The sequence below is a fragment of the Bradyrhizobium sp. CB1015 genome (assembly GCF_025200925.1).
Taxonomy (GTDB): domain Bacteria; phylum Pseudomonadota; class Alphaproteobacteria; order Rhizobiales; family Xanthobacteraceae; genus Bradyrhizobium.
Window position 1 is genome coordinate 8,373,087 of record NZ_CP104174.1, and the last position, 13,485, is coordinate 8,386,571.

A 13,485-nucleotide genomic window follows, 5' to 3' on the forward strand; every position below is an offset into this window, starting at 1 on the left:
CCACCTCAGGGTGACGGTGGATAGATTGCGAGCGGTCCGCCCCCATTTCCCCCTTTGAAATCGCTGGACTTTTGCTAATACACGGGCGGACCTCCCCGAGGTATCTCATGCCTGCCGCCTCCTCCTCGATCAGCGATCCCGCCTATCTCCGTGCGCGCGCGATGGAGACGCTGTTCGAGCGGCTGGAAAAGCTCTGCGAAGGTGCGATTGCGATCGATCGCGGCGGGCGCGTCGTCTACGTCAACGAGAAATATCTTGCCGCGCTCGGTCTCGGCCATGCCAGCGAGGCGATCGGCCGGTCGATCGAGGAGGTCATCCCGAACAGCCTGATGCGGAAGGTGGCCGAGACCGGCGAACCGATCCTGCTCGACATCATGGAGCTCGGCGGCGAGCAGCTCGTCGTCACCCGCATGCCGATCGAGGACGAGAACGGGACGGTGATCGGCGCGATCGGCTTCGTGCTCTATGATCATCTCGAAAGCCTGAAGCCCCTGCTCGCCCGCGTCGCCCAGCTCGAGAGCGATCTGCGGCTGGCGCGGCGGCAATTGTCCAACGCCCGCGCGGCGCGTTTCACCTTCGCCGATTTCGTCGGCAGGACGCCTGCCATCGCGCGCGCCAAGGAGCTCGCCAGCCGCGCCGCGCGGCAGAGCGTCACGGTTCTGCTCACCGGCGAGACCGGGACGGGAAAGGAGATGCTGGCGCAGGCGATCCACAACGCCTCCGCGCGCGCCGAGAAGCCGTTCGTCAGCGTCAACGTCGCCGCCATCCCCGAGACGCTGATCGAATCGGAGTTCTTCGGCACTGCGCCGGGCGCCTATACCGGCGCCGACCGTAGGGGACGCGAGGGCAAATTCCGCATAGCCGACGGCGGCACGCTGTTCCTCGACGAGATCGGCGAGATGCCGCTGCAATTGCAGGCCAAGCTACTGCGGGTGCTCCAGGAGCGCGAGATCGAGCCGCTCGGCTCGGACAAGATCACCAGGGTCGACGTCCGCGTCATCGCCGCGACCAATGTGGACCTGCGCAAGCGCGTCAGCGACGGCGCATTTCGCGCCGACCTCTACTACCGCCTCAACGTGCTTTCGGTCGACCTGCCGCCGCTGCGTCACTGCCTCGACGATCTCCCCGACATCTGCGCCCGGCTGCTCGACGACATCAGCGCGTCGGGCGATTACGTCAAGGCGAAGATCACGCCGAGCGCGCTCGCTGCGCTCGCCCGTTACGATTGGCCGGGCAATGTCCGCGAGCTCCGCAACATTCTCGAGCGCGCGCTGATCCTCAGCGATTCCGGGCGGCTTACGGCTGAGGATGTCGCCCGCATCCTCCCTGTTGGCAGCGAGGTCAGGCTTGCACCGCCCGAGCGCCCGGCCGGATCGGTGGTGCCCTATGCGGAAGCCGAGGCCGAGTTCGAGAAGCACACGCTCGAACAGGCGCTCGCCGCCAGCAACGGCCAGATCACCGAGGCCGCCAGGATGCTGCGGATCTCGCGCGCGACCTTCTACAAGAAGCTCGCCAAGTTCGGCCTCGCCTCGGGATCGGCGCCCGTCTGAGTTTCGAGACACGGGACTGTCCGGAATCTCGGATTCCGGACACTGTACCCGGCCGCTCTCCCGGGGTGAATTGCAGGCAATTGCCGCAGATTTCAGCCGTTTTGCGCGACGTTGCGGGATCTGGCGTGGACTTTGCTCTCCGCTTTGCCGTCTTTCATTCGCGAGGAGCAACCTGTTCCGGGGCAGCGCTTCGCGATAAGATCAAGCATAACAAGGCCTACGGTCCAGGGAGCGGGAGGAACGCCGTGAGCCATCATCCGGCTCTGCCTTATCTGCGCAACTCCGAGAAGGGCAAGGTCGTCTCGGCGAACGAAGCCGTCATGCTGATCCGCGACGGCGACACGGTGGCGACCGGCGGCTTTGTCGGCATCGGCTTTGCCGAGGAGATCGCGATCACGCTCGAGGAGCTCTATCTGTCCCACGAGGGCGATGCGCCCTATACGCAAGGCAAGCCGCGCAACCTGACGCTGGTCTATGCGGCCGGGCAGGGCGACGGCAAGCAGCGCGGCCTCAATCATTTCGCGCATGAAGGCCTGGTGCGGCGCGTGATCGGCGGGCATTGGGGTCTTGCGCCGAAATTGCAGCAGCTCGCGATCGCGAACCAGATCGAGGCCTACAACCTGCCGCAGGGCGTCATCACGCATCTGTTCCGCGACATCGCCGCGCACCGGCCCGGCCACATCACCCGCGTCGGCATGGGCACTTTCGTCGATCCCCGGCACGGCGGCGGCAAGCTGAATACGCGCACCACCGAGGACCTGGTGGAGCTGATCACGCTGCGTGGCGAGGAGTGCCTGCTCTACAAGACGTTCCCGATCGATGTCGGGATCATCCGCGCCACCACCGGCGATCCCGACGGCAATCTCACCATGGAGAAGGAGGCGCTGACGCTGGAAGCGCTCGCCATCGCCATGGCGGCGCATAATTCCGGCGGCATCGTCATCGCCCAGGTCGAGCGCGTCGCGGAGGCCGGCAGCCTCAATCCGCGCCAGGTCAAGATCCCCGGCATTCTCGTCGACTGCGTCGTCGTGGCGAGGCCCGAGAACCATTGGCAGACGTTCGGCACGCAATACAATCCGGCGTTCTCGAGCGAGATCCGCGTCCGCGCCGCCTCGCTGCCGGTGATGCCGATCAGCGAGCGCAAGATCATCGCGCGGCGTGCCGCCCTGGAGCTGAAGGCCAACAGCGTCGTCAATCTCGGCATCGGCATGCCGGAGGGGATCGCCTCGATCGCCAACGAAGAGCGCATCATCGACCTCATCACGCTGACGGCCGAGCCCGGCGTGATCGGCGGCATCCCCGCGAGCGGCATCGATTTCGGCGCGGCGATCAACACGCAGGCGGTGATCGACCAGCCCTATCAGTTCGACTTCTACGACGGCGGCGGTTTGGACGCTGCCTTCCTCGGCCTCGCCCAGGTCGATCGCGCCGGCAACCTCAATGTCAGCAAGTTCGGCCCGAAGCTTGCCGGCGCCGGCGGCTTCATCAACATCAGCCAGAATGCCAAGGAGGTTATTTTCGTCGGCACGTTCGGCGCGGGCAAGCAGCGCATCGCGGTCAAGGACGGCAAGCTCGCCATCCTCGACGAGGCCAAGTCGCGCAAGTTCGTCGAGAGCGTCGAGCACGTCACCTTCAGCGGCCCGTTTGCCGCCGCGCGCAAGCAGCGCACGCTGTACGTCACCGAGCGCTGCGTGTTCGAGCTCCGGGCGGGCGGGCTCGAGCTCACCGAAGTCGCGCCCGGCATCGACATCGAGCACGACATCCTGCGCCTGATGGACTTCAAGCCGCTGATCCCACGCGATCCGGCGCTGATGGATGCGCGCATCTTCGGCGACGGGCTCATGGAGCTGCGCGAGCGGCTGCTCACGATCCCGCTCGACCAGCGCTTCACGCTGGACGAGCAGCAGAACCTGTTCTTCGTCAATCTCGAGCGCTATCCGCTGCGCAGCAAGGCCGAGATCGATACCATCGCTGCCATCGTCGAGGCCCGCCTGGCGCCGCTCGGACGCCGGGTCTACGCCATCGTCAATTATGACAATTTTTCCATCCTGCCGGAGCTGATGGACGATTATTCGGCCATGGTGCGCAGCCTCGTCGACCGCTTCTATTCCGGCGTGTCGCGCTACACCACGTCGGGCTTCCTGCGCATCAAGCTCGGTGAAGCCCTGGAGAAGCGCGGCGTCGCGCCGCACATCTTCGAAAGCGCGGAGGAGGCACAGTCGGATCGGCGCCAAGCCGAGGGCGCCGGGGCTGCGCGGCTGGCTCAAAAATGATGCATGTTCGAAAGGCCGAGATACTCAGGCGGAAGGTTCAATTGCAATGTTTGTAACGTTGTGCAAATCGCTGTTGCCGAGAAACTTTAAACCAGGAGGGACCATCGTGCGTCGATCACTCATCATAACAACAACGATTCTTGCGCTCGGCGCGGGCACCTCCGCACGCGCCGACGATCTCAAGGTGGCGCTGATCTACGGCAAGACCGGTCCGCTCGAAGCCTACGCCAAGCAGACCGAGACCGGCCTGAAGATGGGCTTCGAGTACGCCACCAAGGGCAGGATGACGCTCGACGGCCGCAAGATCGTCATCATCACCAAGGACGACCAGGGCAAGCCGGACCTGGCCAAGGCCGCGCTCGCGGAAGCCTATCAGGACGACAAGGCCGACATCGCGATCGGCACGACGTCGTCGGCCGCGGCGCTGGCCATTCTTCCCGTCGCCGAGGAGAACAAGAAGATCCTGATCGTCGAGCCCGCGGTCGCGGACCAGATTACCGGCGAGAAGTGGAATCGCTACATCTTCCGCACGGCGCGCAACTCCTCGCAGGACGCGATCTCCAACGCGGTGGCGATCGGCAAGCAGGGCGTCACCGTGGCGACGCTGGCGCAGGACTACGCCTTCGGCCGCGACGGCGTCGCCGCGTTCAAGGAGGCGCTGGCCAAGACCGGCGCGACGCTCGCCGCGGAAGAATATGCCCCAACCTCGACCACCGACTTCACCGCTGTCGGCCAGCGCCTGTTCGACGCGCTGAAGGACAAGCCGGGCCGCAAGGTGATCTGGGTGATCTGGGCCGGCGCCGGCAATCCGCTGGCCAAGCTGCAGGACATGGATCCGAAGCGCTATGGCATCGAGCTCTCCACCGGCGGCAACATCCTGCCGGCGCTCGCGGCCTATAAGGGTCTGCCCGGCATGGAAGGCGCGACCTATTACTTCTACGAGATCCCGAAGAACCCGGTGAACGACTGGCTGGTCGCCGAGCACCAGAAGCGATTCAATGCGCCGCCGGACTTCTTCACCGCGGGCGGATTTGCGGCCGCGATGTCCGTCGTCGCCGCCGTCACCAAGGCCAAGTCGACCGACACCGAGAAGCTGATCAATGCGATGGAGGGCCTCGAGTTCGACACGCCGAAGGGCAAGATGGTGTTCCGGAAGGAAGACCATCAGGCGCTGCAGAGCATGTATCACTTCAAGGTCAAGGTCGATCCGAACGTCGCCTGGGCCGTGCTCGAGCCGGTGCGCGAGCTGAAGATCGAGGACATGGACGTTCCGATCAAGAACAAGCGGTAATGGTGCTCACCTCTCCCGCTTGCGGGAGAGGTCGCGCCGAACGCGCGGGTGAGGGCTTTTTCCTCTTGGGGGCTCTCGCCTGCGGAGACAGCCCTCTCCCCGACCCTCCCCCCGCAAGCGGGGGAGGGAGCCCACTGTGATCGTGGATAGATCTTCATCCCATCCGATCGAAATTTCTCATGCCGCTCACCCTCGAAACCCGCGACCTCACCATTCGCTTCGGCGGCCATGTCGCGGTCAACAATGTCTCCTGCACGTTTCGCCCGGGCGAGCTCACCGCCATCGTCGGGCCGAACGGCGCCGGCAAGACCACTTATTTCAATTTGATCTCGGGCCAGCTGCGAGCATCTGGCGGCAGCATTCTGTTCGACGGCACCGACATCACCCAGCATTCCGCACCGATGCGGACCCGTGCGGGGCTCGGACGCGCGTTCCAGCTCACCAATCTCTTCCCGAACCTGACGGTGGAAGAGAATGTCCGCCTCGCGGTGCAGGCCGCCAGCGGCACCCATTACGACATGCTGCGGCCCTGGATGGTGCGGCGCGACCTGATCGCGCGCGCCGACGCCATTCTCGACCAGGTCGCGCTCGGCAATCGTCGCGGCGTCGCCGCCACCGCGCTGTCGCATGGCGATCAGCGCAAGCTCGAGGTCGCCCTGATGATCGCGCTGGAGCCGAAAGTGTTCATGTTCGACGAGCCGACCGCGGGCATGAGCATCGACGAGGTGCCGATCGTCCTCAACCTGATCGCGCAGCTCAAGCAGGACAGGAGCAAGATCATCCTCTTGGTCGAGCACAAGATGGACGTGGTGCGCTCGCTCGCCGACCGCATCATCGTGCTGCACAACGGACAGCTGGTGGCGGACGGCGTACCTGCCGAGGTGATCGCCTCGCCGATCGTGCAGGAGGCCTATCTCGGCGTTGCCCCCAAGACCACTGCAGGGAGCGCAGCATGACTGACCTGCTCAAGCTCTCCGGCGTGCACACCCATATCGGACGCTATCACATCCTCCAGGGCATCGATCTCACTGTGCCGCAGGGACAGGTGACGATGCTGCTCGGCCGCAACGGCGCCGGCAAGACCACGACACTGCGCACGATCATGGGGCTGTGGCAGGCTTCAAAAGGCGAGATCACCCTGGGCGGGACGCGCATCGAGAGCCTTGCGACGCCCGACATCGCGCGGCGCGGCGTCGGCTACGTGCCGGAGAGCATGGCGGTGTTCTCCGATCTCACCGTGAAGGAGAATCTCGTTCTCGCAGCACGCGACGGGCCGCTCGACGACGCCCAGCTCGACTGGATCTTCGGCTTCTTCCCGGCGCTGCGCCGCTTCTGGCTGTCGCGCGCGGGAAGCCTGTCGGGCGGGCAGAAGCAGATGCTGTCGATCGCCCGCGCGATCATCGAGCCGCGCAAGCTGCTCCTGATCGACGAGCCGACCAAGGGCCTCGCGCCCGCCATCGTGATGGCGCTGATCGAGTGCCTGAAGGAGATCAAGCGCAAGGGCGCCACGATCCTCTTGGTCGAACAGAATTTCTTTGCCGCTCGCGAGCTCGGCGACAACGTGCTGGTGATGGACAACGGCACCATCGTTCATCGCGGCGAGATGGCGGCGCTCGCCGCCGACGTGCCGCTGCAGGAGCGGCTGCTCGGCCTGAGCCTGGAGGCGCATCAGTGACAGATCTTGCCGCAACCGATCCGCTGCCGAAGCCGAAGCGCGACCTCGCGCCGATCCTGCTGCCGCTCGCGCTGGCGCTGCTGATGATCCCGCTGATCGGATCGACCTCGTCCTGGCTGACCTTGACCGCGGCGAGCCTTGCCATGGGCATGATGATCTTCATCATGGCCTCAGGGCTCACGCTGGTGTTCGGCCTGATGGACGTGCTCAATTTCGGCCACGGCGCCTTCATCGCGGTCGGCGCCTATGTCGCGACGCTGGTGCTGGCGCCGTTCGCGGCGTCCATCCAGGCCGACTCGCTCTGGATGAACCTCGCGGTGCTGGCCCCGGCCGCGCTGCTGTCGATGGCAGTGTCGGGCGCGCTCGGCCTGGTCGTCGAGCGCGTGCTGATCCTTCCCGTCTACGGCCAGCACCTGAAGCAGATCCTGATGACGACCGGCGGCCTGATCGTCGCCGAGCAGACGCTCTATGCGCTGTGGGGACCGCAGATCATCCCGATGCCGCTGCCGGCCTCGCTGCGCGGCTCCTTCATTCTCGGCGACGTCGCGATCGCCAAGTACCGCGTGCTGGCGATGCTGATCGGGCTTTCTGTCTTCATCGCTATCCAGCTCGTGCTCAACCGCACCAAGCTCGGCCTTTTGATCCGCGCCGGTGTCGAGAACCGCGAGATGGTCGAGGCGCTCGGCTATCGCATCCGCCGCCTGTTCCTCGGCGTGTTCATGACGGGATCGGCGCTGGCCGGCCTCGGCGGCGTGATGTGGGCGCTCTATCGCGAGCAGGTGCACGCTTCCATGAGCGACGACCTCACCGTCTTGATCTTCATCGTCGTCATCATCGGCGGGCTGGGATCGATCGGCGGCTGCTTCATCGGCGCGATCCTGGTGGCCATGGTCGCCAATTACGGCGGCTTCCTGGTGCCGAAGCTCGCCCTCGTCTCCAACATCCTGCTGATGGTCGCCATTCTGATGTGGCGGCCGCGCGGCCTCTATGCGGTGACCAGCCGATGATGATCCTCTCAGGCGATCCGCCGCGCAGCCGGGTCCTCACGCTCCTCCTCCTCGTCATCATCCTGGCGCTGGCGGCGACGCCGTTCCTGTTCCCGGGCGCCAAGGCGCTGAACGTCGCGGCCAAGATCTGCGTCTTCGCCGCGCTGGTCGCCTCCTACGATCTCTTGCTCGGCTATACCGGCTCGGTGTCGTTCGCCCACACCATGTTCTACGGCATCGGCAGCTACGCGATCGCGATCGCACTGTACGGGATGGGCCCGAACTGGGCCGCGGTCGCCACCGGCATCGTCACCGGTCTGCCGCTCGCCGCGCTGCTCGCGCTCGCCATCGGCCTGTTCTCGCTGCGCGTCGCCGCGATCTTTTTTGCCATGATCACGCTCGCGGTCGCCTCCGCCTTCCAGGTGCTGGCCTCGCAGCTGTCCTGGCTGACCGGCGGCGAGGACGGACGCAGCTTCCAGCTGCCGGAGCTGCTCCGCCCCGGCACGGTGCTGATCCCCAAGAACCTGTTCGGCTTCGAGATCAACGGCCGCATCCTGACCTTCTATCTGGTGTTCGCGATCTCAGGCCTGATGATCCTCGCTCTGCTCCGCGTGGTGAACTCGCCGTTCGGGCGCGTGCTGCAGGCGATCCGCGAGAACCGCTTTCGCGCCGAGGCGCTCGGCTTCCGCACCGTATTCCACCTGACCTACGCCAACTGCCTCGCCGCCCTCGTCGCCGCCAGCGCCGGCATCCTGAACGCGTTGTGGCTACGCTATGCAGGTCCCGACACCTCGCTCAGTTTCTCCATCATGCTGGACATCCTGCTGATGGTGGTGATCGGCGGCATGGGCACGATCTACGGCGCGATCATCGGCGCCACCATCTTCATCCTTGCCCAGAACTATCTGCAATCGCTGATGGGCGTCGCCTCCAAGGCGGCGGACGAAGCGGGGCTGCCGCTGCTGCCCGGGCTGTTGCATCCCGACCGCTGGCTGCTGTGGCTCGGGCTGCTGTTCATCGCCAGCGTCTATTTCTTCCCGACCGGCGTGGTCGGACGGCTGCGCCATGGCGGCGGCAAGAAGACCGCCGGCCCCTCGCATTAACCGATGATTCATGATGACACGCGCCGATTGCGGCGCGCGCGACACAACCCTCGCGCGTGATACCCGCGGTGCTGCATATGGACGCGGTCACACCAGCCGCATTAATGCTTAGGTAACTGGTTTTCCTAAGGTTTGCGCCATTTGTGCGGTGTATTCCTGTTCCTCGAGGGAGGGGGAATGCGCCAGGTCTTTGCCAGGGTTGCAGCCGGAATGTCTCTAGCCGCGAGGAACGGCTGGAAGGCCTTGGCGCGGCGTGGTCCCGTCCTGTGGCTGACCCTGTGCGGCGTGTTTCTGGTCGCGGGAATTTTCATCGCCACGGCGATCGCCGTCGGCGAGTTTCGCGAGCGGACCCTCGCCAACCGCGAACGCGAGCTTGAAAACACGGTGAAGCTGATCGCGCGGCATTTCGATCAGCAATTCGAGGATTCCGACGTCGTCGCCGCCGACCTGATCGGGCAGATGAACCTGCCGGAGATCAACTCGCCTGCGATGTTCCGCGAGCGCATGTCCGGGCCGGCGCCAAACCAGATGCTGCGCAGCAAGATCAGCTCCGTGTCGTATCTCGGCGACATCGCGATCTACGATGCCGAGGGCGATCTGATCAACTGGTCGCGGGCCCAGCCGCTGCCCAAGATCAACATCTCCTCGCGCGCCTATTTCCAATCGTTCAAATTCAATCCGGCGGCCGAGCCGGTCATCCTGGAATCGGTCCGCAGCTTCATCATCGGCAAATGGACCACCATTGTCGCACGCCGGCTGCGCGGCGCGGACGGCACCTTCCTCGGCGCCATGGTGCGGCGGATCGACCCGGACAGCTATCAGCAATATTTCGCATCGGTCGCGCTCGCCGACGGCACGGCCATCTCGCTGCTCGACCGCGGGGGCAAATTGCTGGCGCGTTATCCGCATAGCGAGGAGCTGATCGGGCGGAACTTCAGGGACGGGCCGCTGATGCAGAAAGTGCTGGCCGAAGGCGGTCAGCAGACGCTCCGCGGCAGGAGCCCCGTCAACGGCGAGGAGCGACTCGGCTCGGCCGCGTCGCTGACGCATTTCCCGCTGGTCATCCTCGCGACCAACACGACGGCCGCGGCACTTGCGGACTGGCGGCAGCAGACCGGCTTCATGGTGGCAACGGCAGGACTCTCGGCAGGCGTGATCGCGCTGATCCTCTACCTGATCATCCGCCAGATCAATCGGCAGAACCGCGAGGCCCAGCAGCGGATCGAGGCGGAGCGGCTCCGGCTCGACACTGCCCTCAACAACATGTCGCAGGGGCTGATCCTGTACGACGCCGCCGGATACATCGTCACCTGCAACCGCCGCTACGCCGACATGTTCGGCCTGTCGCACGACGTCATCAAGCCCGGCTGTCACATTCGCGAGGCGATGTATCATCGCAAGGAGCGCGGCGCGTTCGACGGCGACGTCGAGGCGTTTTGCGCCGAGGTCATGAAGGCCGCCGCCGAGGGTACGGTCTCGACGCGGACCCATCAACTGGCCAACGGCCGCGCCTTCCAGGTCATCAACACGCCGCTGGCACAGGGCGGATGGGTCGCCACGATCGAGGAGATCACCGAGCGCCGCAACCTGGAACAGGAGCGCGACCGCAACTACACCTTCCTGAGCGAGATCATCGACCACATCCCATCGCAGATCACCGTGAAGGACGCCCGGACGCGGCAATATCTGCTGCTCAACGTCGTCGCCGAGCAGCTGTTCGGCCAGTCCCGCCAGGACGTCGTCGGCAAGACCGCCTTCGACATCTTCCCCGAGGGGGCCGCCGCCCACATCACCGACGACGACAGCAGGGCGCTGAAATCGGCCAAGGGATTGTTCAAGGACGAGCACGCCTGGCAGATGCCCGGCATGGGCCTGCGCTACATCACCTCGACCCGCATCGGCATCAACGACGGCGCCGGCGAGCCGCGCTATCTCATTCATGTCATCGACGACGTCACCGAGCGCCGGCACGCCGACGAGAAGATCGCGCATATGGCGCACTACGATGCGCTGACCGACCTGCCGAACCGGACCCTGTTCCGCGAGCAGATCGAACGCGAGCTGGCGAACGTCGCCGACGGCTGCCAGTTCGCGCTGCTCTATATCGACGTCGACGAGTTCAAGGGCATCAACGATTCGCTCGGCCACCATGTCGGCGACGAGCTGTTGAAGGCGATCGCGGGCCGCCTCCGCGGCTGCCTCAAGCAGGGCGACCTGATCGCGCGCCTCGGCGGCGACGAGTTCGCGGTGATCCAGACCGGGATCCTTTCCCCCGCGGACGTGCTGTCGTTCGTGACAAGGATCTATCAGGCGATCCGCCAGCCCTATCATTGCCTCGGCCACCAGCTCTCGACCGATGCCAGCATCGGCATTGCGCTGGCGCCGCAGGACGGCGCCGATCTCGACCAGCTGATCAAGAACGCCGACCTCGCGATGTACGGCGCCAAGGCCGAGGGCCGCCGCACCCACCGCTTCTTCGAGCCGGAGATGGATGCCAGCGCCAAGGCGCGCCTCAGCATGGAGCAGGATTTGCGCCAGGCCCTGGTGAACGGCGGCTTCGAGATTCACTATCAGCCGCTGGTCGACCTGCGCACCAATGAAGTGTCCGGCTGCGAGGCGCTGCTGCGCTGGCGCCATCCCGAGCGCGGCATGGTGTCGCCGGCCGAGTTCATTCCGGTCGCCGAGGACACCGGCCTGATCACCGAGCTCGGCGAATGGGTGTTGCGCATGGCCTGCAACGAGGCCGCGACCTGGCCGGCGCATGTGCGCGTCGCGGTCAACGTCTCGCCCGTGCAGCTCAAATGCGACACGCTGGCGCTGCGGATCGCGGGCGCGCTCGCCGCCTCTGGCCTCGACCCGCGCCGGCTCGAGCTCGAGATCACCGAGGCCGTGCTGATTCGCGACGACGAGGCGGCGCTCTCGATCCTGCACCAGCTCCGCTCGATCGGCGTGCGCATCGCGCTCGACGATTTCGGCACCGGCTATTCCTCGCTGAGCTATCTGAAGCGCTTCCCGTTCGACAAGATCAAGATCGACCGCTGCTTCGTCGTCGACATCGCCGAGACCACCGGCTCGCCCGTCATCGTGCAGGCGGTGGTGAACATCGCTTCCGCCAGCAGCATGACGACGGTGGCCGAGGGCGTCGAGACCGAGGCGCAGCGCGACATGCTGCGCGCGCTCGGCTGCACGCAGATGCAGGGCTATCTGTTCAGCGCGCCGAAGCCGGCCAGCGAGGTGCGCAAGCTGTTCGGTGCCGGCGGTGGCTTGCCCGTGGCCGCGGTGGCCTGATGGCGAAGTCGCGCAAGACCGTCGATGTCGCCGATTCCTACGCGGTGCGGCTGATGCAGCACCTCGTGGTGCCGACCTTCGTGATCGACCCGAAGCGCCGCGTCGTGATCTGGAACCGGGCTTGCGAGCGGCTGACCGGCGTCGGAGCCGCCGAGGTGATCGGCACCAGCAAGCACTGGCAGGCGTTCTACGAGACCAAGCGCCCTTGCCTTGCCGACCTCGTCGCGCTCGACCGGCCCGAGCAGCTGCCGGAGTACTATTCGGAATATGCCGCGCGCGGCCACAACGGGCTCGGCTTCTCCGCGGAGAACTGGTGCGTGATGCCCAAGCTCGGCAGCCAGCTCTATCTCGCCATCGATGCCGGCCCGATCCACGACGAGGCCGGCAACCTCATTGCGGTGGTGGAGACGCTGCGCGACCTCACCGACCAGAAGCGCGCCGAGACGGCGCTGAAGGAGCTCGCCACCAAGGACGGGCTCACCGGCCTGTCGAACCGCCGCGCCTTCGACCAGATGCTGCTCGGCGAATGGGCCCGCGCCCAGCGCACGCAGAAGCCGCTGGCGCTGCTGTTCGTCGACGTCGACCATTTCAAGCTGTTCAACGATCAGCACGGCCACCAGAGCGGCGACGAGTGCCTGCGCGCGGTCGCAGCCGTGGTCAGCCGGCACGCGGTGCGCCCGCTCGACCTCGCCGGCCGCTATGGCGGCGAGGAGTTTGCGCTGATCCTCCCCGACATGGATTGTGACAGCGCCTGCATGGTGGCCGAGGCGATCCGCTGCGCCGTGATGACCTTGGCGATCGCCCACGGCGCGACGGGCGCCGGCGACCACGTCACCCTCAGCGTTGGCGTCGCCAGCCATATTCCAGGGAGTGCCGACGACAGCCCCGACCGGCTGCTCGGCGCCGCCGACCAGGCGCTCTATGTGGCCAAACGGCTCGGCCGCAATCGTGTCATCTGCGCCGAACAGGTTTTGGCCGAGTTCGCCGCGCTCGGCCAAAAGGCGGTTCCGGCCCCGGTCAGGCGCAAATCGGCTTGAAGCGCGCTTCCATCGAGAAGCGGTTGCCCGCCCCGCGCCAATCGGCTAATGAACCTTCCACTAGCACCCGTAGCTCAGCTGGATAGAGCGTTGCCCTCCGAAGGCAAAGGTCACACGTTCGAATCGTGTCGGGTGCGCCAGCTCAGGCTTTTGCGCGAGGCCGTGCGAGTCTCCTGAAAGCGCGATGCGATTGGGATGGGTCGTCATCGCGCTTTAGATGGTTGTTTGAACATAGTCTCTTCGGAAAATTGCTGCACACTTTTCCGGATCATGCGCTAGGAC

9 protein-coding genes and 1 tRNA gene are annotated in these 13,485 nt (G+C 65.7%); all 10 read left to right on the forward strand.

Features of this window, described 5'->3' with window-relative positions:
* Positions 1 to 107 precede the first annotated feature (107 nt).
* A complete protein-coding gene (locus N2604_RS39170) occupies positions 108 to 1,550 on the forward strand; it encodes a sigma-54-dependent Fis family transcriptional regulator (RefSeq protein WP_260373230.1) in 1,443 nt (480 codons plus the stop codon).
* Between the two features lie 245 nt (positions 1,551 to 1,795).
* Positions 1,796 to 3,823, forward strand: coding sequence for an acyl CoA:acetate/3-ketoacid CoA transferase (locus N2604_RS39175; protein WP_311739762.1), 2,028 nt, complete (start codon positions 1,796 to 1,798; stop codon positions 3,821 to 3,823).
* Between the two features lie 106 nt (positions 3,824 to 3,929).
* On the forward strand, positions 3,930 to 5,114 hold the full coding sequence (locus tag N2604_RS39180) for a substrate-binding domain-containing protein (RefSeq protein ID WP_260373231.1): 1,185 nt from the start codon (positions 3,930 to 3,932) through the stop codon (positions 5,112 to 5,114).
* 179 nt (positions 5,115 to 5,293) lie between these two features.
* Positions 5,294 to 6,070 (forward strand): ABC transporter ATP-binding protein, encoded by a 777-nt coding sequence (locus N2604_RS39185; protein WP_260373232.1) that lies wholly within the window; start codon positions 5,294 to 5,296, stop codon positions 6,068 to 6,070.
* The gene (locus tag N2604_RS39190; RefSeq protein ID WP_260373233.1) at positions 6,067 to 6,789 is read left to right on the forward strand and encodes an ABC transporter ATP-binding protein; all 723 of its coding nucleotides are present in this window, start codon (positions 6,067 to 6,069) and stop codon (positions 6,787 to 6,789) included. The genes N2604_RS39185 and N2604_RS39190 overlap by 4 nt, the downstream gene beginning before the upstream one ends.
* Positions 6,786 to 7,796, forward strand: coding sequence for a branched-chain amino acid ABC transporter permease (locus N2604_RS39195; RefSeq protein WP_260373234.1), 1,011 nt, complete (start codon positions 6,786 to 6,788; stop codon positions 7,794 to 7,796). Before N2604_RS39190 ends, N2604_RS39195 begins: the two co-directional genes overlap by 4 nt.
* The gene (locus N2604_RS39200) at positions 7,793 to 8,878 is read left to right on the forward strand and encodes a branched-chain amino acid ABC transporter permease (RefSeq protein ID WP_260373235.1); all 1,086 of its coding nucleotides are present in this window, start codon (positions 7,793 to 7,795) and stop codon (positions 8,876 to 8,878) included. Before N2604_RS39195 ends, N2604_RS39200 begins: the two co-directional genes overlap by 4 nt.
* Before the next feature lie 177 nt (positions 8,879 to 9,055).
* Entirely contained in the window at positions 9,056 to 12,166 is a 3,111-nt protein-coding gene (locus tag N2604_RS39205; protein ID WP_260373236.1) for an EAL domain-containing protein, read from the forward strand.
* Positions 12,166 to 13,203: a diguanylate cyclase gene (locus N2604_RS39210; RefSeq protein WP_260373237.1), complete on the forward strand. Its 1,038-nt coding sequence runs from the start codon at positions 12,166 to 12,168 to the stop codon at positions 13,201 to 13,203. The genes N2604_RS39205 and N2604_RS39210 overlap by 1 nt, the downstream gene beginning before the upstream one ends.
* Before the next feature lie 63 nt (positions 13,204 to 13,266).
* Positions 13,267 to 13,343: transfer RNA gene (locus N2604_RS39215), tRNA-Arg, on the forward strand.
* Positions 13,344 to 13,485 lie beyond the last annotated feature (142 nt).

Excerpts from the sequence above, each read along its gene's own strand:
- N2604_RS39170 (WP_260373230.1), top strand. The coding sequence starts at position 108 with ATGCCTGCCGCCTCCTCCTCGATCAGCGATCCCGCCTATCTCCGTGCG.
- N2604_RS39185 (WP_260373232.1), top strand. The coding sequence starts at position 5,294 with ATGCCGCTCACCCTCGAAACCCGCGACCTCACCATTCGCTTCGGCGGC.
- N2604_RS39190 (WP_260373233.1), top strand. The coding sequence starts at position 6,067 with ATGACTGACCTGCTCAAGCTCTCCGGCGTGCACACCCATATCGGACGC.
- N2604_RS39200 (WP_260373235.1), top strand. The coding sequence starts at position 7,793 with ATGATGATCCTCTCAGGCGATCCGCCGCGCAGCCGGGTCCTCACGCTC.
- N2604_RS39205 (WP_260373236.1), top strand. The coding sequence starts at position 9,056 with ATGCGCCAGGTCTTTGCCAGGGTTGCAGCCGGAATGTCTCTAGCCGCG.
- N2604_RS39210 (WP_260373237.1), top strand. The coding sequence starts at position 12,166 with ATGGCGAAGTCGCGCAAGACCGTCGATGTCGCCGATTCCTACGCGGTG.